The organism is Candidatus Ichthyocystis sparus, assembly GCF_900078745.1.
Taxonomy (GTDB): domain Bacteria; phylum Pseudomonadota; class Gammaproteobacteria; order Burkholderiales; family 2013Ark19i; genus Ichthyocystis; species Ichthyocystis sparus.
In genome coordinates, this window is record NZ_FKII01000048.1 from 1 (window position 1) to 23,815 (window position 23,815).

Sequence of the window (23,815 nt, forward strand, 5' to 3'; positions counted from 1 at the left end):
AAGCTGACAGACGAGTACAATCAATATTAACGCCATCAACATTTATTTCGCAATTTAAGTTTATTTCTTCTTGCTGAAGAGACAGCTTTGATATGTAGGGAATACTTTTATCATCGGGTAGCATCTCCTCCCCAGAAAGTGCACTCACTCTAACCGACGAACTGGAAGAAGCCACCCTTGTTCCCCACTAATTATTATTCTAGGAATACATTAATACTATGGTTAACACTTTATAGTAAATAATATAATTATAATTATTACATAAACTTTATCGTACTATTCGTGGTTAATATTTTATAGTAAATAATTAATATAATTATTACATTTATCATACTACTTGTGATTAATGTGATACTTGTAAACCTTTACTAAGATAAAAAAACAAGCTTCAACAGAGAAATGTAAGGATTGGGGAAAACATCGAGTAAAAATTACTATCACTATAATCAAATATTTATCAAATTATCACTATTCTCTATACTACTTGATAAAAGCAATATATTGGTGATCATAGTGATATCCCTATAAGAATGTAAGTACAAAAAATGTGGAATAAAAAATTATTAGTCATTTATGACTATAGGATATGTTTAACACTATTATATGTATTATTAGTTACAGAATATAATGTAGTTATATTAAAGCAAGCACAATTTAAGTACCAAATTAGAATAGAAGAAAAAAAAGCAGAGCAAGAAATGCAACTAAATTGCAAATATTTAATTCTTAACTATTACAAATGCAAGAAATAGAGCAAGAAACGCTCAACCAAATTATTTATTACGCACGGTACAAAATATCTGACATGTCTACAGTTGATTCTATAATTGCTCTTTGCATGTAACATGGATTTGCAAAAAATGTGCCAAAGAAAAAATCAACCTACCAGTAACAGTCACTCAAAAACATTAGGTTAAAAACAACTCTGTAGACAAAACCAAGCTTTATAAGGTGCATAAGGAAAGAATATCAGCTAATAATTACAACTAAAGCCTACACAAATTTGGCGACCTTAAGTATCACATGATGACCCGGGTTGATCATTTTTATAATATGTAAGCCTAGCTAGAAAATCATCATATTTAGTAACTCTGCTGCTATTAACAGTATCCAAATAACCTTCATGCCTGGTAAACTCCACTAACTTTGCATACACCTCTAAAAACACATCAAGTGGTAGTTGTACCAACAACCGGTAGTACTCATCAATACCGTCATTATGACCTGTAAATATGGCAGGAAAACCACTCCCATCTGCAGCAATCAAAAGGTTAGACCAACGACTCTTAGGAAGTTTATTCACCAATAAAAAATAAGCAGCAATAACACTGACACAATTATATTGCAAAGCCATGCACAAACCAGAATAACCGTCAGAATCTCTCGACATTACTAGTTCACCCATAGCATCAAAAATTTTATCTTCGGAAATTTTTCCCTTGAAAAAACCAAACTTGTCTAGTAATACACCAAAGGCACTAACAGAACTTTCTTTATCATACAGCAATGCTGCATTTAATCCAGGCATACCCGAGATACCTTTAGCCACCAATATGTCAGAGATAAGATCAAAAATCTCCTCTATGGAAATAACTCCACCTTCTAACATAAATAATTTTTCTAGTAACTCAGAAAAAGCAATCACAGAACCTCCATATCCCTCCTGCAAAGCCATAAATAACCCTGATATGCCATCATAACTACTTGAAATAAATAACTCACGAAGCATAATTAACAATCTATCATGAGACATTTCAGAACTTAATGACATAAACTTACTTACAGACTTCGCAAAAGCTTTAATGGAATCTTCACCACCGTTCTGCAAAGCCATAAATAATCCAGGTACACCTCCAGATCTTGCCATCAATAATTCGTGAAACATATCATAAAACTCACAATCAGGCACTCCACACCTAAAAAGAGTAAAATTTTCTAACAACTCACTATAAGCATCAACCGAATTAGTCTTATTTCCAGACAAGGATAAATACAAACCTGATTTGCAACCTACAGATTCCGCCATTAATAATTTAAAAACCATTTTGGTAACATCTCCAGAACAGCTATAATTATTAAAATAAGTAAATCTTAGTAATAGTTTACCAAAAGCTCTTACAGATTGGTAACTGCCCCTAGAAAGGGCAACTTGTAGACCTGGAACACCATCGCCTCTCTTAGAGATCAGCAAATCATAAATCATGCTACAAAGTTCGCATGCTGAAACTTCATCACGAAAAATCAGTAATCTATCCAATAATAAACAAAATTCATCGATTGCTTCATAATAATTTTCCTGAAGGGCTACAAACAGTCCTGGAAGGCCATCATATCTCCTAGCTACAAGCAAGTTAGAAAGTATATTGGCCTTAGCGTACGCAGGCATTTTGCATGATATATTAGTTAATCTGTCTAGTAATCTGCCGTAAGCAGCAACAGACTTTGCATAACCTCTCTCCAGAGCAACGAAAAGACCTGATGTACCTTCAACATTTTCAGAACGTAATAATTCTGGAAGAAATCTAGTCACTTCATCATCAGACATAATATCCAATAATGAGCCATAAGCATCTATATTTTTGTGATTACCCACTTTTAAAGCTATATTAAGCGCAGGAACCCCCCAACTACTCTTACCCCAAAAAACCTCTTTTCTAAACTCACTACCAGGATTTAATGACGATACTATATTAACTAACCTCATCACATCATTTTCACCACCCTCCAACATCAAATGAAACACCATGCACGGAGAGACTCCGTATTGGGATGAAGTTTGAAGTGTCAAAAAACTCTTATTAGTATCTTTAAGTTCACAATGCTCATATACAAGACATTCACATTCTTCAGGTTGATCAGTAAGTTTTTTAAAATATCTCCCATAAAAATTGTTACTAACAAAACGTTGTAAAGAAAATCTAGATTTATCCAAAAAATCATTAGGCTCACTAACTGCAACACGTGCAACAATATTAGTTTTGTTAGGATCAAAAAACCAAACTACGTACTTACTTCCTGAAGTTCTACAAGATTTTTTATGTAAAATTCTAAAGGCCATTACGTGATCGGTGCTGCCTAATAAAAAAAATCTCTGTTCGTCAAGACTAGTATCTTTAGCAATACCACACAAAAAATCACCGAACTTACAACAAGCCACAATATGCCTACCACAGGACCTATCTATCATGCTTCTATATATTTTACCAATGTCTTCGGGGATAATACTTTCTATCAAAGCAACATTTCCAAAAATATTTCTAACCATTAATTTTTCATTTTTAACGTGACAATCAACGGCCTTACGAAGATATAAAGCTGACAGACGAGCACAATTTATCTCAACGCCACTAACATTTACTTTGCAATTTAAATTTATCTCTTCCTGTTCAAGATAGAGACTTGATATGTAAGGAACACTTTTATCATCAGGCTGCATCTCCTCTCCTGAAAACGCACTCACCCTGGCTGGTGAATCGGAAGAAATAGCCATTCTTGTTCTCCGCTATTATTATTTTTAGGTGTTTATTCACGCCATCGAGAATAATAATTTATGGTATATTTTATAAACTATAACACACACCTTTACTTACTATTCATCGTTATAGACACATATCTTATAAAGAAACAAGATCTAACGAAGGATGCAATATGTGGAGAAAGATGTAAAGTAAAAATTATTATGATCAGATGTCTGTCAAGTCATCACTATGTTCTATACTGCTAAATAAGGACAATATGCCAATGATAGTAGTAATATCCCCATAGCAATGGAAGTATGAAAAAAAACGTAATAATCAAGAATAAATGATTATTTTATTAATCAGCTAAGACCGGGTAGCCAAATTATTGAACCTAGTATTTACGAAGTGCATAAGGAAAGAATGTCAGTTAATGACTCACACCAAGCAGCCTAGCCAATTTGGCGACCTTCCGTATCATATGAGAAGCCCCAATCACATTGGTCCCCAGGCTAATCATTTTTATAATCTGTAAGCCTATCTAGAAAAGACAGATATTTAGTAACTTTAGAACTTCCGCCACCATTAACAATATCCAAATACTCTCCGTGCTTGGTAAACTCCACTAACTTTGCATATACCTCCAAAAACACATCAAGCGGCAGTTGTATCAACAATCGGTAGTATTCATCAATAACGTCATTACTATCCGTAAATATGGCAGGAAAACCTCGCATATCTCCAGCAATCAAAAGATTAGCCCAACATCTCTTGGGAAGTTTACTCACCAATAAAAAATAAGCAGCAATAACACCGACACAATTATATTGTACAGCCGAAAATAACCCGGGACAACCATTAGAATCTCTGGACATTATCAGCCCATCAATAGTATTAAAAATTTTATCTTCGGAAATTTTTCCCTCAAAAAAATTAAACTTGTCTAATAACACACCAAAGGCACTAACAGAACCTGCTTCACCATAAATCAACGCTGCATTTAATCCAGTTCCACCCAAATCATTTTTAGCCACTAATATATCAGAGATAAGACCAAAAATCTCCTCTATGGTAATAACACCACCTTCTAACATAAATAATGTTTCTAGTAACTCAGAAAAAGCAATTACAGAACCTACATGTCCTTCCTGTAAAGCCATGAATAACCCTGATATGCCCTCATCGCTACTTGACACAAATAATTCATGAAGCATAGCTAACAACCTATCATGAGACACTTGAGCACTTAACGACATAAACTGACTTACAGACCTAGAAAAAGCTTTAATGGAATCTTCATAACCATTCTGCAACGCTATAAACAATCCAGGTACACCTCTAGTCCTTGCCATCAATAATTCGTGAAACATATCGTAAAACTCACAATCAGACACCCCATCTCTAAAAAGAATAAACTTTTCCAGCAACTCAGCATAAGCTGCTACAGAATTACTCCTATTTCCGGATAAGGCAAAATAAAGACCAGATTTGCCATTTAGACATCCTGCCACTAATAGTTCGAAAACCATTCTGGTAACATTTCCAAAATAGCTAGAATTACTAAAATGAGTAAATCTAAGCAATAGTCCACCAAAGGCTCGTACAGACTCAGAACTATCTTTCAAAATTGCAATTTGTAGACCTGGAACATCATCACTTCGCTTAGACATCAGCAAATCATAAATCATGCTACAAAGTTCACATGCTGAAACTTCATCACGAAAAATCAATAATCTATCCAACAATACACAAAATTCACTGATTGCTTCATGATGATTTTTCTGAAAGGCTATAAACAGTCCAGGCAAACCATCACCTTTTCTTCTAGCCATAAGCAAATTAAAAAGTATACTAGCCGTAGTATACGCAGTCATTTTGCATGGCATATTAATTAACCTATCTAGCAACCTACCATAAGCAGCAACAGACTTTGCATAACCACTCTCTAGAGCAAGAAAAAGACCCGACGCACATTCCATATTTTCAGCCCGCAACAATTCTGGAAGAAATCTAAGCATTTCATCACTAGACATAGTATCCAACAATGAACCATAAGCATCTATATTTTCGTACTTACCTAATCTTAAAGCAATATTAAGTGCTGGAATCCCTGCGCTACTCTTACCCCAAAAAATATCTTTTCTAAACTCACTACCAGGATTTAGTGAAGATACTGCATTAACTAGCCCCATCACATCATTTGCACTACCCTCTGACATCAAATGAAACACCATGCATGGAGAGACTCCGTATTGGGATGAAGTTTGAAGTGTCAAAAAATTTTTGTTAGTATCTTTAAGTTCACTATGCTCATATATAAGACATTCACATTCTTCAGGTTCATTAGTAAGTTTCCTAAAATATTCTAAATAAGCATCAACATAAACAAAACTCTGTAAAGAAAATCTAGATTCATCTAAAAAATCATTAGGCTGACTAACTGCAACACGTGCAACTACATTAGTTCTATTAGGATCAAAAAACCAAACTACGTACTTACTTTGTGAAGTTTTACGAGATTTTTTGTGTAAAAATCTGAAAGCCATTACGTGACCACTGCTGCCTAATAAAAACAACCTCTGTTCGTAAAGACTAGTATCTTTGGCAATACTACACAAAAAATCACCGAACTTACTACAAGCTACAATATGCCTGCCGCATGACCTATCTATCATGCTTTTATATACTTCACCAATGTCTTCAGGAATAATACTTTCTATTAAATTAACACTTCCAAAAGTATCTCTAACCATTAATTTTTCATTCTTAACATGACAATCAACGGCCTTACAAAGGTATAAAGCTGACAGATGAGTACAATTTACCTCAATGCCACCAACATTTACTTTGCAGTTTAAATTTGTCTCTTCTTGTTCAAGAGAGAGACTTGAGATGTAAGGAACACTTTTATCCCCAGGCTGCATCTCCTCTCCTGAAAACGCACTAAACCTAGCCGGTAAATCGGAAGAAATAGCCATCCTTGTTCTCCGCTATTATTATTTTTTAGGTGTATATTCACACCATCGCGACTAATAATTTCTGATACAGTTATATAATTATAATACAGACCTTTACCTACTATTTATCGTTGCTTGTGGATACACATCTTATGATATATAAAGGGAAACAAGATCTAGTAGGGGATACAATATGTGGAGAAAAATGTAAAGTAAAAATTACTATTATTAAATTATCACTATCATACTCAGTAAAGGTCAATATGTTAATGACCATAGGTAATATCCACTAACAATTGAAGTATAAAAAAATAAGGAATAAATGATTATCAATCATTACTAAACGTCAAACTCGAATAAAAGAGCAGAGGAATATAATTCACAAAGCTATGGTATCAAGTGCATAATTATGCACTAATGCTTCAAGCTTCAATGGTCATTACAATTGCTCTTTGCATGCAAAACGCATTTGCAAAAAAAATATACTAAAAAAAGAAAACCAACCTAACAGTAACAGCTACTCACAAAAAAACATTAGGTTATAGACAAACTGTTGAAACTAAGACTTACAAAATAAGGGGAAGAATAACTATAATAACTTATAACCTTAGCTAATTCCTACATAACCTTGCAACCTTTAGGATCACATGATGCCGCCCCAGATTGATCATTTTTGTGATCTGTAAGCCCATCTAGGAAAGCTTCATATCTAGTAATTCTAGAACCTCCACCTCTATTAACAACATCCAAATACTCTCTGTGCCTTGTAAATTCTGTTAGTTCTTCATGTACCTCTAAAAACACACCCATAGGCATTTGTACCAACAATCTATAGTATCCATCAAAAACACCATCATGCGCTGTAAATATGGCTGGAACACCACGCCCATCTCTAGCAATCAAAAGGTTAGCCCAATATCTCCTACGAAGTCTACTCACCAACAAAAAATAGCTGCCGACAACATTAGCACAATTATCTCTTAAAGCCGAAAATAATCCGGGACAACCATCAGAATCTCTGGACATTATTAGCTCATACATAGTATTAAAAATTTTACCTTCGGAAATTTTTCCCTTAAAAAAATTAAACTTGTCTAGTAATACACCAAAGTCAAGGACAGAACTCGCTTTACCATGAATCAATGCTGCATTTAATCCAGGTCTACCTAAATTATCCTTAGCAACTAATACTTCATGAACAAGATCAAAAATCTCCTCTATGGAAACAACTCCACCCTCTAACATAAATAATGTTTCTAGTATCTCAGAAAAAGCAACTACAGAACCTCCGTGTCCCTGCTTCAAAGCCATAAATAATCCTGATACACCTTCATCACTACTAGAAATAAATAACTCATGGAGCATAACTAATAATCTATCATGAGGTATTTGAGGACTTAATGATATAAACTGACTTACCAATTTAGCAAAAGCTTTAATGGAATCCTCACAACCATTCTGCAATGCCATAGACAATCCAGGTATACCTCCATATCTTGCAATCAATAATTCGTGAAACATATTATAAAACTCACAATCAGGTACCCCTCCTCTAAAAAGGGTAAACTTTTCTAACAATCCACCATAAGCCGCAACGGAATTATTATTATTTTCAGATAAGGCCAAACACAGACCAGGTTTGTAATCTAAAGATTCTGCCATTAACAACTTAAAAACCATCCTTGTAACATTTCCAAAATGTCCAGAATTATTAAAGTGAGTAAATCTTAGTATCAGTTCACCAAAGGCTTGCACGGATTCAGAATTATCCCGAAAAAGGGCAATTTGTAGACCTGAAACACCATCTCTTCTACTAGACATCAGCAAATCATAAATCATGCTACAAAGTTCACTCACTGAAAGTTCATCACGAATAGATAATAATATATCAAGTAACGAACAAAATTCACTGATTGCTTCATAATGATTTCCCTGAAGGGCCACAAACAGTCCTGGCAAGCCATCACCTCTTCTTCTAGCCATAAGCAAATTAAAAAGTATACTAGCGATAGTATACCTAGGCATTTTGTCTGACATACCGAGTAATTTATCTAGCAACCTACCATAAGCAGCAACAGACTTTGCATAGCCTTTTTTTAAAGCGAGGAAAAGACCTGGCGTTCCTTCCACATTTTCAGCTCGCAACAATTCTGGAAGAAATTTAAGCATTTCATCACTAGACATAGTATCCAACAATGAACCATAAGCATCTATATTTTCGTGCCTACCAAATCCTAAAGCTGCGTAAAGTGCTGGAACCCCTGCACTGTTCTTGCCAAGAAATATTTCTCTTCTAAAATCACTACCAGAATTTAATAATGATAAAGTATTAGCTAGACCCATCACATCATTTGCGCCGCCATCTGACATCAAATGAAACACTATGCATGAAGAAATTCCGTATTGAGATAAAGTTTGAAATGTCAAAAAATCTTTATTAGCATCTTTAAGTTCACAATGTTCATATATGATACATTCACATTCTTCAGGTTGATCAGTAAGTATTTTAAAATATTTTTCGTAAAGAGAACGATCAATAAAACTTTGTAAAGAAAACCTAGCTTCGTCTAAAAAATCATTGGGATCGTTAACTGCAACACGTGCAACAACATTCGTCATATTAGGATCAAAAAAACAAATTACATACCTACTTCGTAAAGTCTTGCAAGATATTTTATGTAAAAGTCTAAAAGCCATTGTGTGATAACTACTAACTAATAAAAACAATCTCTGTTCGTAAAGACTAGTATCTTTGGCAATACCACATAAAAAACCACCGAACTTACGACAAGCCACAATATGCCTGCCACAAGACCCATCTATAATGTCTCCGAATATTGAATTAACGTTCTCAGGAACAATACTTTCTATTGAAGTAGCACTTCCAAAAATGTCTCCAATTACTAATTTTTTATTTTTAAGATGACAATCAACAGCATTACGAAGATATAAAGCTGACAGATGGGTGCAATTCATTTTCATGCCACTAACATTTACTTTGTAGTTTAGGTTCAACGCTTCCTGTTGAAGAAACAGCTTTGATATGTAAGGAACACTTTTATCCCCAGGTGGCATCTCCTCTCCTGAAAGTACACTCACCCTAATTGATGAATTGCCAGAAATAGCCACTATTGTTCTCCGCTATTACTATTCATTAGGAATACTTTCACTCTATTTGTGTTAATAATTTACGATGCATTTTATAGTTATTATGAATAACTTTAACATACTATTTATCATTAATATGGTGCTTGTAAACATATATCTTATGATAGATAAAAAAAATAAACTCCAACGAAGAGATACAAAATATTGGAAAAAAATATAAAGTAAAAATTACTATCATCCTATGGTCAAATGTTTATCAAATTATAATTATTTTCTACAATACTAAATCAATAATTAATGGTCATAGTAATATAGCTATGACAAGGAAAATCAGGAATAAAAAACTATTAACCATTGGCTACATCAATAATAGGTATTAAATTAATATTAGGGTATGACAAGCATGTTAGTTATAAGAAATGGTACGATAGAGAGCAATTTAAATGCCGAACTCGAAGAAAAGAGCAGAAGAAGAAAAGCCACTAAGGTCAAATGTGGCCTTACAAAATATAGTTATAGTATAGGTTAAAATTCTCCCTGTAGCTTTACAAGGTGCTTGAAAAAATATCATCGCAATAACTAGTAACATTAGCTAAAGCCTACTCAATTTGACGACCTTCCTATCACATTGATCATTTTTATGATCTGTAAGCCTGCCCAGAAAAATCTCATAGTCATTAACTGCAGAACTTCCACCATTATTAACAATATACAAATACTCTCTGTGTCTTGTAAATTCTGTTAAATCAGTCCAATGACTCTTAGTAAGTCTACTCACCAATAGAAAATAACTAGCAATAACACTGACACGATTACATCGTAAAGCCACTAATAATCCAGGATAATCATTAGAATCTCTCTACATTATTAGCTCATCCATAGCATTAAAAATTTTATCTTCGTAAACTTTCCCCTCAAAAAAATTAAACTTGTCTAGGAACATACCAAAGGCACGCACAGAACTTTCTTTATCGTACAGGAATGCTGCATTTAATCCAGGTCTACCCGAATTACTTTTAGCCGCTAATATGTCATAAATAAGACCAAAAATCTCCTCTATGGAACTCCACCCTCTAACATAAACAATTGGTCTAGTAGTACGGACTTAGCAAAATCTTTAATGGAATCTTCACAGCCGTTCTGCAATGCCATAAACCCAGGTACACCTTCAGATCTTGCCATCAATAATTCGTGAAACATATTATAAAACTGACAATCAGATACCCCTCCTCTAAAAAGAGTAAAATTTTCTAGCAACTCACCATAATCTGCTACAGAATTACTCTTATTTCTATAGAACGATAAATGCAAACCTGATTTGTAATTTACAGATTCCGCCATTAATAATTTGAAAACCATTCTGGTAACATTTACAAAATAGCTATAATTATCAAAACGAGTAAATCTTAGTAATAATTTACCCAAAACTCTTACAGATTCAGAATCTATCCCTAGAAAGGGCAACTTGTAGACCTGGAACACCATCGCTTCTCTTAGACATCATCAAATCATAGTTCATATTACAAAGTTTACACACTGAAGGTCCATCACGAATGGTCAGTAATCTATCTAGCAACCTACTATAAGCGGCAACATACTTTACATAACCCCTTTCTAGAGCGAAAAAAAGACCTGACGTACCTTCTACATTTTCAGCTCGCAATAATTCTGGAAGAAATTCAAGCATTTCATCACTAGACATAGTATCCAACAGCATCTATATTTTCATGATTACCTAATTTCAACGCTATGTTAAGTGCCGGAATCCCTTCACTACTTTTACCGCCAAAAATTACTTTTATAAATTCACTGCCAGGATTTAATAATGATACTATGTCAGCTATCATCATCACATCATTTACACTACCATCTGACATAAAATAGAACACCATGCATGGAGAAACTCTGTATTCGGATAAAGTTTGAAGCGTCAAAAAATCTTTATTAGTATCTTTAAGTTCACAATGCTCATATACAAGACATTAACATTATTCAGGTTGATCAGTAATTTTTTTAAAATATCTTCCGTAAAGATTGTTACTAACAAAACTTTGTAAAGCAAATCTAGATTCACCTAAAAAATCATTATGATCACTAACTGCAACACGTACCACTACATTCGTTCTATTAGGATCAAAAAACCAAACTACGTACTTACTTCGTAAAGTTTTACAAGATTTTTTATGTAAAAGTATAAAGGCCATTACATGACAACTGCTGCCTAATAAAAAAATATCTGTTCGTAAAGACTAGTATCTTTGGCGATACCACACAAAAAATCACCGAACTTACGACACGCCACAATATGCCTGCCACAGGACCTATCTATCATGCTTTTATATATTTTACCAATGTCTTCGGGAAGAATGCTTTCTATTAAATAGATACCTCCAAAAATATCTCTAACCATTAATTTTTCATTTTTAATCTGGTAATCAACAGCTTTACGAAGATATAAAGCTGACAGATGAGTACAACTTACATCAATAACACCAACATTTACTTTGCAGTTTAAGTTTATCTCTTCTTGCTCAAGATATGCACTTGATATGTAAGGAACAATCTTATCATCAGGTGGCATCTCCTCCCTCGAAGATGCACTCAACCTAATTGGTGAATTGGCAGAAATAGTCACCCTTGTTCTCCTCTATTATTATTTTTTAGGGATACGTTCATGCTATTATGATTAATAATTAACTATTTAATTTATAATTGTTACACAAAAATTGAGGCACATTAATTATAAAAAATGGCACAACATATCAAAGTAGAGAAAAAAGCAGAAGAAGAGAAGCCACTAAGATCAAATAATGATGAATGTACAACTATCAATTTCTTGATTACAGCTTAGATAATTATTTCAATTATTTTTTTCTGTAACATGAGTTTGCAAGAAAATATGCTAAAAAAGAAGACCAATCTATTAATAACAGATTTTAACAAAATATAGTGTAGGTTAAAATTGGTTATGTAACTAAATTGTTGAAATCAAGCTTTTTAGATATATAGTAGAAAAATGTCGCTGTAATAACCTAGAGCTTCAGACAACACTTACGCAATTCGGCAACCTCTAGGATTACATGACGCCCCAGATTGATCATTTTTATGAGCTGCAAGCCTACCTAGAAAAAGCTCATATCTAGCAACTCTAGACCCTCCACCTCTATTAACAACATCTAAATAATCCCTGCGCCTTGTAACTTCAGTCAATTTTGCATGTACCTCTAAAAATACATCCATTGGCAGTCGTACCAACAACCGGTAGTATTCATCAACAGCATTATTATGAGCCATAAATACGGCAGGAACACCGCGTATATCTTTAGCAATCAAAAGACCAGCCCAATAAATCCTAGGAAGTTTACTAACCAATAAAAAATACTTAGTAATAACACTGGCACAATTATCTCGTAAAGCCGAAAACAACCCAGGACAACCATCATGATTTATGGACATTATTATCCCATACATAGTACTAAAAATTTCATTTTCAGAAATCTTTCCCACAAAAAAATCAAGCTTCTCTAATAACACACCAAAGGCACTAACAGAACTTTCTTGATCATATGCCAATGCCGCATTTAATCCAGGTCTACCAAAATTATCCTTAGCCACTAATATGTCAGAGATAAGATTAAAAATCTCCTCTATTGAAATAACTCCCCCCGCTAACAAGAATAATTGTTCCAGTAGCACAGAAAAAGCAACTATAGAATCTCCGTTTCCCTGCTGCAAAGCCATGAATAATCCTGGTACACCATCACAATTACTTGACATAAACAGCTCATAGAGCATAACTAATAATCTACCACGAGGCATTTGAGCACTTAACGATATAAAATGATTTACCAATTTAGTAAAAGCCTCAATGGAATCTTTACAACCATTCTGCAATGCCATAAATAATCCAGTTACACCATTAGATCTTGCTATCAACAATTCGTGAAACATATCCTGAAATTCGTAATCAGACACCCCTCCTCTAAAAAAAGTAAACTTTACTAACAATTCACCATAAGCATCAACAGAATTACTCTTATTTTCAGATAAGGCTAAACAAAGACCTGATTTACAATTTAAAGATTCTGCCATTAATAATTTAAAAACCATTTTGGTAACATTTCTAGAATAGCTAGAATTACTAAAACGAGTCAGTCCCATTAATAGTTCACCAAAAGCTCGCACAGACTCAGAACTATCTTTAGAAATAGCAATTTGTAGACCTGTAACACCATCTCTGCGCTTAGATACCAGCAAACTGTAAATCATACCGCAAAGTTCAGATACTGAAAGCTCATCACTAATAGTCATAGCCAATAATCTATCCAGTAACGAACAAAACTGAGTCACTGCTTCGTGATGGTTTCCCTGAAGGGCCCTAAACAATCCTGGTAGGCCATCATTTCTTCTGGCCATAAGCAAGTTAAAAACCATACCCGCAATACTACGCGCGGTCATTTTGCCTGACATATTGAGTAACAATCTATCTAGCAAATTACCGTAAGCACCAACAGACTTCGCATGACCTTCCTTTAAAGCAAGGAAAAGCCCTGGCGTACCTTCCATATCTTCAGATCGCAACAAATCTGGAAGAAGTCTAAGCATTTCATCATCAGACATAGTATCCAATAACGAACCATAAGCAACTATATTTTCGTGCCTACCTAATCCTAAAGCTACGTTAAGTGCCGGAATACCTGCACTACTCCTACCCCAAAAAATCTCTCTTCTAAAATCACTACCAGGATCTAATGATGATACTACGTTAACTACCTCCATCACATCATTTGCACTGCCCTCCGACATCAAATGGAACAACATGCACGAAGAAACTCTGCATTGAGATAAAGTCTGAAGTACCAAAAAATCTTTACTAGTATCCTTAAGTTCGCAATACTCATATACAAGACATTCACATTCTTCAGGTTGACCAGCAAGTATTTTAAAGTACCCTCCGTAAAGAGAACTACCAACAAAATTCTGTAAAGAAAATCTAGATTCATCCAAAAAATCACTAGGATCATTAACCGCAGCACGCGCAACAACATCCGTTCTATTGGGATCAAAAAAACAAACTACGTACCTACTCTGTAAAGTTTTATAAGAAATCTTATGTAAAAGTTTAACAGCCATTATGTGATTACTGCTACTTAATAAAAACAATCTCTGTTCGTAAATACTAGTATTTTTGGCAATATCACACAAAAAACCACCGAACTTACGACAAGCTACGATATACCTACCACAGGACCTATCTAGCATGTCTTCATATATTGAACCAATATCTTGAGGAATAAGACTTTCTATTAAAGCAGCGCTTCCAAAAATATCTCTAACTACTAATTTTTCATTTTTAACATGGCAACTAATAGCCCTACGAATATATAAAGCTGACAGGTGAGAACAACTTACATTAATGTCCCTAACATTTACTTCGCAATTCAAGGCTACCTCCTTTTGTTGGAGGGACAGCTTTGATATATAAGGAACGCTTTTATCACCAGGTAGCATCTCCTCCCCCGAAAATGCACTCACCCTAACTGGTGAACTGGCAGAAATAGCCACTCTTGTTCTCCACTATTATTAATTATTTTCATGGGCAGTTAATACCATAATAGTTAATAACTTATAATATAGAATATAATTATTACACAGACTTTCATGTGCTATTTATTAATATGATCCCTACAAATACAACTCTCATGCTAGACAAAAAAATAAGCTCCGAAGTAGAGATACAACATATTGGGAAAAATATAAAGTAAAAATTACTATTATCAAATATTTATCAAACTATAACTACTACCTATACTAATTGCTAAAGGGCAATATATTAACGATCATAGTAATATCCCTATAACAAGGTAAGTATAAAAATAAGTAATAAGGAGAGTAAAAAATTATTAATTATTGCTAATATGCAGCGGATACTTGATTAACACAATGACTATATTAAAGCACATCAATTAGTGGATGGTACTATGTACAGAGTAATTTAAATACCAAAAATCTGGGCGGACAGCAGCGTAATTACAATATATAGGCATATGTAATTCTTATATGACTGTGCCCACGTAGTAACCTTTAAATCTATAATATCTTCCAGTCTCATAAGAAAATTTTCATATCTAACAACATATGGACTACGACTATTTGAAAGTCTTGTATATTGACTTGTACGCTTTACATTTTCCAATCTAGAACGCAATTTTGATAATACACCAACTTCAAACTTCTCCAGTATACTAAGGTAAAACTCAATAGCACCTTCGCTCGTAAACAATATTCCTGTAATTCCACTAATATCAACTGCATCCAATAGATCTGGCCACCTAGAAGTATCAATCACACCCAACAGGGAACAATATGCTCTAATAACACCCGTATGATTGTTTTTAAAAGCTTCAAACAAACCACTACCATAACCACTAGACCTTGCCAGTAATATATTGAACACCATTGTTTCAAGATCATTCTTCGGGATATCATTACCCACAGATACCAGTCTATTTAACAGGCTACCAAATGAGTCTATCGCAGATGAACAACCATCTTGCATGGCCATAAACAGCCCAGTAACACCCCCTCTATCAGACTTCAGTATAGTAAAAATCATTCTAGCAATATCCATTGCTGGAACTTTATCAGAAAGTCCAACTAATCTATCTAATAGGCCACCAAAAGCAGTAATTGTAGTTGAATGTCCCTCCTGCAAAGCCATAAATAATCCTGTTACATCTCCACCATCTGAATTCAGTATAGTAAAAACCATCCTAGCAATATCTAATGCTGGTACTTTATCAGAAAGTCCAACTAATCTATCTAATAGGCCACCAAAAGCAGTGATTGCAGATGAATGTCCCTCCTGCATAGCCATAAACAATCCATTTGCATCTCCATTATCAAACTTCAGTATAGCAAAAACCATTCTAGCAATATCTGATGCTGGCACTTCATCAGAAAGACTAATTAATCCATCTAATAGGCTACCAAAAGCAACAATTGCAGACGAACACCCCTCCTGCATAGCCATAAACATCCCAGTACCACCTTCAGTACTACTTATCTTAGAAGTTAACAAATTAAAGATAGCATCAGCCAATCTACTAGCAGGTATTACTCCTCTCAACGAAAGCAACATATTTAGCAAACCAGCAAAAGCATAGATAGAAGCAGCATTATCTTCCTGCATGGCTACAATAAGTCCTGATTCTCCATTTTTATCACCAGCAATAAGTAACCGTGGCAATACTCTTACCTTTTCATCAACAGATAGACTGTCCAACAAACGGCAATATGCTCGTATAGAACGATGATTATTATTGGACAAAGCAACATACAAAGCTGAATCACCGTCACCATTTCTACCGAAAACAACAGCTTCTCTAACTCTAGAAGGAAGTAAAGATAGTTTTTTAGACATCATTATTATATTTTTGCTGCACAACCCACTTTCCATTAGGTGGTATAATGCACACTCTGAAATGCCATCATATAGCAATGTTTCCAATCTAGATAAACACTCACTTCTTCTTCTCCTAATATCACCATCACTACATTCGTAGATCATTAATTCATGTTCTTTGATATCATCTGATTTTCCAAAATATTGATCATAAAGGTCATTACCAATAAATTTACATAAAGAAAATTTTTCTTCATCCAAGAAAAAACTTGGATCACTAACTTCACTACGAGCAGTAACATTAGTCTTATTTGGATCAAAAAGATGAACTACATAGCTATATTCACTATTACCCAGACGATTAGTTTTTAATTTACAAACAACCCTTAATGCCATTGCATGAACACAACTACGCAACAAAAATATACGTTGACTATTAGCACTAGTATTTATAGCAATTTCACGCAAAAAATGACCAAGTCTACCACAAACCACGATGTATTTATTACTTGATTTATCTACTATTCTATCTAACAAATTATTAATATCACTAGGAGCAATTCTCCTTATTGATTCAGCACTTCCCAATAAATCATAGACTCTAAATTTTTCATTACTGTTACAACATCTAATGCTTTCAGAAATGTATAAAGCAGATAAATGAGTACAAACAACACTAGTGCCGCATATCTGAACCACAGAGTTTAATGAAGCAATATCAGTAACGTGCTTCCTAGATATGTACGGGACACTCTTATCGGAAGATGACAATATTTCACCCGAGAAAGCTGAAATTCGTACCGAAAAATTGCTGGGACATGCCATCCTATTTATCCAAAATATTTACCGAGGAGTAAATCATTATATAAGATAACCAATACTACCAATACTACCAATACTAACCAATGGTGATAGCAAAAATTGCAAAAACATGAGCGGCTACTTATATTGAACACAACAAAGTACCACCCGTGGTACCTTCAGATACAAAGTAAAAAGTGTATCTTACTCAATTACAATGATAAAATACCATTTATACCCTAGTATGGGGCAGAAAATATACCGAAATTTATCATCACTTATTCCAATTTAGAATGGCGTATTAATTAAAATTATCAGTTGGCTCTGCATAGCTGTTATTTAAGTGCACAACCTCACTGGAAGAAATGACTATGCTAGTCCACATGTAAAAATATTGTATTACAATAAGTATGCACGATATGGTAAAAGGTAAGATATACCTCACACAGTACTGAATTATCGCGTTTTAGGAGAGTGCAAAAACACTAACACAAGATATAGCATCCATTGAGTTATTTTCAGCACATCAGTAGATATAGACCTGTTATCTATCATGACGGCCACCAGCAATAATGGCACTGGCAATTCATAACAAGCACAAAACAGATCCACCACACCAACTTTTATTTCTTACGCTACAACCCCGCTATGATAATTAACAAGTAATATAACTACCACAAAAAGTTAAGAAAATAACAACAAATACAGGTACAGTATAGTAAATAGCGAGGGCGTAAGTATTATGAATCTATAATTTCTCCTAATTGCAGAAGAAAACTTTCATACTTCTCAATCCAATCACCACCGCCATTTGAAAGTTCTATATACTCGTTTGTATACCTTACATTTTCTAATATGGATCGCAATTCTGACAACACATCAACAGTAAATTCTTTCAATATACTAAGATAAAAATCAACCGTTCTTTTCTTTGCAAACAATATACCTGTGATTCCATTACCATTCTTGGCAGCTAATAGATATGGCCATCTAGACTGGTCAATCATACTCAATAAAGAGCAATATGCCCTAATAGAATCTACATGATTATTTTTAAACGCTTCAAACAAACCATTACTAACACGGCCGAAGCTTGACAATAATATGTCGAACATCATTTTTTCAAAACGACCTTTAGAAATCATATTACCAAGAGATACCAACCTTTTCAATAAGTTACCAAAGGAATAAACAGAAGATGAATTACCACAACTCATAGCTGCACATAGTGCAGTAACACCTCTATGGTCGACAGACATAAGTATAGTAAAAACCATTCTAGCAATATCCAACGCCGGCACTTCATAGGAAAGGCTGATTAATCTATCTAGCAAACCACCAAAGGCATCGATTACAGATGCACTTTCCTCCTGCATAGCCATAAACAATCCGCTTGCATCTCTATTACCAGAATTCAGTATGGCAAAAACCATGTTAGCAATGTCTGATGTCGGCACCTCATCGGAAAGACTGATTAACCTATCCAGTAGACTACCAAAAGCAATAATTGCAGACGGATGCCCATCCTGCATAGCCATAAACAGTCCAGTAACACCATTACTGCCGCTCATCCTGGAACTTAACAAATTAAAGATATTATCAGCCAACCTACTGGCAGGTATTCCTCCCCTCAACGAAAGCAACATATCTAGCAAATTAGAAAAAGCATGGATAGAATCAGCATTACCCTCCTGCATAGCTACAATAAGTCCTGATTCTCCACGTTCATTATTAGCAAAAAGTAACCGCGGTAATACTCTTATCTTTTCATCATAAGATAAACTGTCCAATAAATAACAATACGCTTGTATAGAATTATGATTATTATTAGACAAAGCAACATGCAAAGCTGAAACATTGTCACTACTTCTACCAAAAACAACGGTTTCTCTAATACCAGAAGGAAGCAAAGATAGTTTTTCAGACATCATTATTATGTTTTTGCTGCATAACCCGCTTTCCATTAAATGAAATAAAGCACATTCTGAAATACCATCATGCAACAACGTCTCCAATCTCGACAGACACTCACTTCCTCTAATATTGCTATCACTATATTCGTAGACCATCAATTCACGTTCTTTGAGATCATCTAATTTCTCAAAATATCCACTATAATATTTTTTATCAACAAATTTACGTAAAGAAAATTTCTCTTCATCCAAGAAAAAATCTGGACCACTAACTTCACTACGGGCAGTAACATTAGTTTTATTTGGATCGAAAAAATGAACTACATACCTATGTTCATTATTACCCAGACGATTAGTCTTTAATTTACAAACAACCCTTAATGCCATTGCGTGACTACAACTACTCAACAAAAATAACCTTTGACTATTAACACTAGTGTTTGTAGCAACATCACGCAAAAAATAACCTAACCTATCGCAAACTATAATACTTTTATTGGATGATTTGCTTAACATTTCACGATACAGATCACAAATATTATCGGGAGCAGTTCTCCTTATTGACCCCTTACTTCCCAACAAATCATGTACTCTAAGTTTTTCAGCATTGTTATGGTGTTTGACACTTCCAGAGACATATAGAGCTGACAAATGAGTGCAAACAACATCCTCGCCACGTATCTGAACCACGGAGTTTAACGAGACAATATCACTTACGTGCTTCTTGGATATATATGGATCACTCTTATCATGAGATAACAATACCTCCCCCGAGAAAGCTGAAATCCGCACCGGAAAGCTGCTAGAACAATCCATACTATTTATCCCAAACATCTATCTCTACAGGAGCAAGCAAAAATTTTATCAGACATCTAACGTTAGCCAACCTATTAGACAGCCAATAATGGACAACAGAAAAAAAACCGCAAAAACACAAACTGCTTATGTTGAGCATCAGAAGGAATCATGTAATTATTTTAAGAGAAAAAATACACCCCAAACCAGTCAACCATCACACTTAAAAACACCATTATGATCATCATACGGGAATGGAAAATGGCCAAAAATTATTATCACTTATATATCACCTATCACTTATATATCACTTATTTATAATATATATCACTTCACTTATCACTTATTCTAATTTAGAATGATGCCCTATCTGATAACTGGGATTATGAACTGATTCTCCGTACTTGTTATGTAAGTACTTAACATCAAGTAAAGCAATAACTACGCTAGTTAATATGTAGAAATTTTATATTACAAGCATCTATAGTCATAGACGGTATAACAATCTTTACTACCCAATTACACAAAAATATTTACTACTACCCTTGCCATACAATAGCAACCTCTACATCATCTCTATCTAATGAACATGTGTGATACTAGTGTTTGTAATAGACTTACACAAAAAATAACTAAACTTACTAAAAGATATAATCTATCCCATATAACATCAAATTATCATGCTTCAATAGAATATAAAAATCCTCACATTTAGCTTGTTATGAATTTATAACCTCTCCTAATTGTACAAGGAAACTTTCATATTTCATGACCCCAGCATTACCATCACTTGCAAGCTCTATATACTCATCTGTACGCCTTACATTTTCTAATATAGATAGCAATTCTGATAATACATCAACAGTAAACCCCTTCAATATACTAAAGTAAAAATCAACTGTTCCTTCGTTTGCAAACAATATTCCTGTAACTCCATCAACATCCTTGGCGGCTAATAGATCTGGACATCTAGACTGGCTAATCATACTTAATAAAGAACAATATTCCTTAATAGAATCTACATGATTATTTTTAAGCGCTTCAAACAAACCACTATTACCATAACCAGAGTCTGCTAATAATATATCAAACATCATTTTTTCAAAATGATCTCTAGAAATCATAGAGCCCAAAGACACTAATCTTTCCAACAATTTACCAAAGGAATAAACTGAAGATGAATTATCTATACCCATAGCCATACACAGTCCGGTAATCCCTCCTTCATTTACAGACATAAGTATAGTAAAAATCATTCTAGAAATATCTAATGCTGGAACCTCATCAGAAAGGCAGACTAATCTATCCAGTAGGCTACCAAAAGCAATAATTGCAGATGAATTTCCCTCCTGCATAGCCATAAATAATCCATTTTCACTTTCACTATCAGACATAAGTATAGTAAAAATCATTTCAGCAATTTCTAATGCTGGGACTTCATTAGAAAGACTAATTAATCTATCTAGTAGGCTACCAAAAGCAGTTATTGCAGATGAATGTCCCTCCTGCATAGCCATAAATAATCCACTAGCAATTTCATTATTACTTGCCTTAGGAGTTAACAAATCAAAGATAATATCAGCCAACCTACTAGCAGGTATTTCTCCTCTCAATGAAAGCAACATATCTAGTAAATTAGCAAAAGCATAGATAGAATCAGCCCTATCTTCCTGTATAGCTAAAACAAGTCCTGATTCTCCACTTTTATTTCTAGCAATAAGTAAACGTGGTAATAGAATTATCTTTTCATCATAAGACAAACTGTCTAACAAATAACAATATGCTCGTATAGAATTATGCTTATTGTTAATCAAAGCAACATGCAAAGCTGAAACATCGTTACTACTTCTACCGAAAACAATAGTTTTTCTAACACTAGAAGGAAGTAAAGATAGTTTTTCAGACATCATTATTATATTTTTATCGCATACTCCGTCCTCCATTAAATGGTATAATGCGCACTCTGAGATACCATCATGTAACAATGTTTCCAATATCGACAAACACTCATTTCCTTGACTATCACTATCACTACATTCGTAGACCATCAATTCATGTTCTTCTGGAGCATCTGGTAACATCCCAAAATATTTACCATAACAATTACTATCGATAAACTTGCGCAAAGAAAATTTTTCTTCATCCAAGAAAAAATTTGGGTTACTAACTTCACTACGGGCAGTAACATTAGTCTTATTTGGATCAAAAAAATGTACTACATACCTATATTCATTGTTACCTAGCTGATCAGTTTTTAATTTACAGATAACCCTTAAAGCCATTACATGAACACAACTACGCAACAAAAATACCCGTTGACTATTAACACCAGTATTTATAGCAATTTCACGCAAAAAATAACCAAACCTATCGCAAACTATAATATACTTATTGCATGATTTACTTATCAAAATATCGTATAAACTGTGAATATTGCTAGGAGCAACTTTCCTTATTAATTCTTCACTCCCAAATAAATCATGAACTCTAAATTTTTTACCTATGCCATGGCATTTAATGCTTTCAGAAACGTATAAAGCTGATAGCTGAGAGCAAACAACACTCTTGCCATCTATCTGAACCTTAGAGTTTAATGAAGCAACATTACTGACGTGCTTATTAGATGTGCATGGATTACCCTTATCATAAGGTGACAATACCTCCCCCGAGAAAGCGGAAATTCGTACCGGAAAATCACCAGAGCAAGCCATATTATATCTCCGAAATACCGATAACTATGGGTAATCAATAATAACCCCAGCTGGGTTACCCAACAATCAGAAAAAAGATAACCGTAATAACCTGTATAGTTAGTTATCTAGGTGTACAAAAGACATATGCACAAAGGCGACACGGGAGGGACCGGCACAATAAGAACCAGAGTATAACTAAATATAACTCAATGAATTAATTAGCATTATGAAAAAATTACACTGCCATTATCAAAAGCTATAAATAGTCACAAAGTACCATCGTAATTACTACACGTGAATAGCAGATGATTAAAAATTCATCAATATCTTGTTTATAATTATTTACTAAGTATCAATCAAAAGACCAATTGATTCTACGTGCCTAGTTAAATTATTTAACACCGCCAAAAGAAATAATTACGCCAACTAACATGTAAAAATACTATAAGATACATCTATATAATAATATACGATATCACAATCTTTACTAGCAAATTACACAAAAATATTTACTGCTACCCTTGCTATACAATAGCAACCTCTACATCATCGCTATCCAATAAACATGTGTGATACTAGTGCTTGTAATAGACTTACACAAAATACACAACAATCATCATGACAATTACAGTGTTTACAGCGATAATATTTGCGGTTCTTAAATACAACAAAATTTTAGGAAACA

At 34.1% G+C, this 23,815-nt stretch carries 13 protein-coding genes; all 13 read right to left on the bottom strand.

The window, feature by feature from the left end; translation table 11 throughout:
- Positions 1 to 1,012: 1,012 nt before the first annotated feature.
- Positions 1,013 to 3,490 carry a ShET2/EspL2 family type III secretion system effector toxin gene (locus tag A6733_RS04070; protein ID WP_092411249.1) on the bottom strand — a complete coding sequence of 826 codons (2,478 nt, stop codon included), beginning with the start codon at positions 3,488 to 3,490 and terminating at the stop codon, positions 1,013 to 1,015.
- A gap of 480 nt (positions 3,491 to 3,970) precedes the next feature.
- Entirely contained in the window at positions 3,971 to 6,436 is a 2,466-nt protein-coding gene (locus tag A6733_RS04075; protein ID WP_092411248.1) for a ShET2/EspL2 family type III secretion system effector toxin, read from the bottom strand.
- A 597-nt stretch (positions 6,437 to 7,033) separates the two neighbouring features.
- A complete protein-coding gene (locus A6733_RS04080; RefSeq protein WP_092411247.1) occupies positions 7,034 to 9,544 on the bottom strand; it encodes a ShET2/EspL2 family type III secretion system effector toxin in 2,511 nt (836 codons plus the stop codon).
- A 571-nt stretch (positions 9,545 to 10,115) separates the two neighbouring features.
- The gene (locus A6733_RS04085; protein WP_092403418.1) at positions 10,116 to 10,352 is read right to left on the bottom strand and encodes a hypothetical protein; all 237 of its coding nucleotides are present in this window, start codon (positions 10,350 to 10,352) and stop codon (positions 10,116 to 10,118) included.
- Between the two features lie 227 nt (positions 10,353 to 10,579).
- Positions 10,580 to 10,987 carry a hypothetical protein gene (locus A6733_RS04090; RefSeq protein WP_092411246.1) on the bottom strand — a complete coding sequence of 136 codons (408 nt, stop codon included), beginning with the start codon at positions 10,985 to 10,987 and terminating at the stop codon, positions 10,580 to 10,582.
- Positions 10,962 to 11,240, bottom strand: coding sequence for a hypothetical protein (locus tag A6733_RS04095; RefSeq protein ID WP_141663302.1), 279 nt, complete (start codon positions 11,238 to 11,240; stop codon positions 10,962 to 10,964). The genes A6733_RS04090 and A6733_RS04095 overlap by 26 nt, the downstream gene beginning before the upstream one ends.
- On the bottom strand, positions 11,218 to 11,400 hold the full coding sequence (locus tag A6733_RS04100) for a hypothetical protein (RefSeq protein WP_092403523.1): 183 nt from the start codon (positions 11,398 to 11,400) through the stop codon (positions 11,218 to 11,220). The genes A6733_RS04095 and A6733_RS04100 overlap by 23 nt, the downstream gene beginning before the upstream one ends.
- Positions 11,401 to 11,511: 111 nt before the next feature.
- On the bottom strand, positions 11,512 to 11,727 hold the full coding sequence (locus tag A6733_RS04105; RefSeq protein WP_092403522.1) for a ShET2/EspL2 family type III secretion system effector toxin: 216 nt from the start codon (positions 11,725 to 11,727) through the stop codon (positions 11,512 to 11,514).
- Between the two features lie 17 nt (positions 11,728 to 11,744).
- Entirely contained in the window at positions 11,745 to 12,158 is a 414-nt protein-coding gene (locus A6733_RS04110; RefSeq protein ID WP_092403521.1) for a ShET2/EspL2 family type III secretion system effector toxin, read from the bottom strand.
- 416 nt (positions 12,159 to 12,574) lie between these two features.
- Positions 12,575 to 15,088: a ShET2/EspL2 family type III secretion system effector toxin gene (locus tag A6733_RS04115; RefSeq protein ID WP_092460476.1), complete on the bottom strand. Its 2,514-nt coding sequence runs from the start codon at positions 15,086 to 15,088 to the stop codon at positions 12,575 to 12,577.
- Between the two features lie 430 nt (positions 15,089 to 15,518).
- The gene (locus A6733_RS04120) at positions 15,519 to 17,753 is read right to left on the bottom strand and encodes a ShET2/EspL2 family type III secretion system effector toxin (protein ID WP_092411242.1); all 2,235 of its coding nucleotides are present in this window, start codon (positions 17,751 to 17,753) and stop codon (positions 15,519 to 15,521) included.
- Positions 17,754 to 18,469: 716 nt separating this feature from the next.
- A complete protein-coding gene (locus A6733_RS04125; RefSeq protein ID WP_176696764.1) occupies positions 18,470 to 20,458 on the bottom strand; it encodes a ShET2/EspL2 family type III secretion system effector toxin in 1,989 nt (662 codons plus the stop codon).
- Positions 20,459 to 21,156: 698 nt separating this feature from the next.
- Positions 21,157 to 23,148, bottom strand: coding sequence for a ShET2/EspL2 family type III secretion system effector toxin (locus tag A6733_RS04130; RefSeq protein ID WP_092411240.1), 1,992 nt, complete (start codon positions 23,146 to 23,148; stop codon positions 21,157 to 21,159).
- Positions 23,149 to 23,815 lie beyond the last annotated feature (667 nt).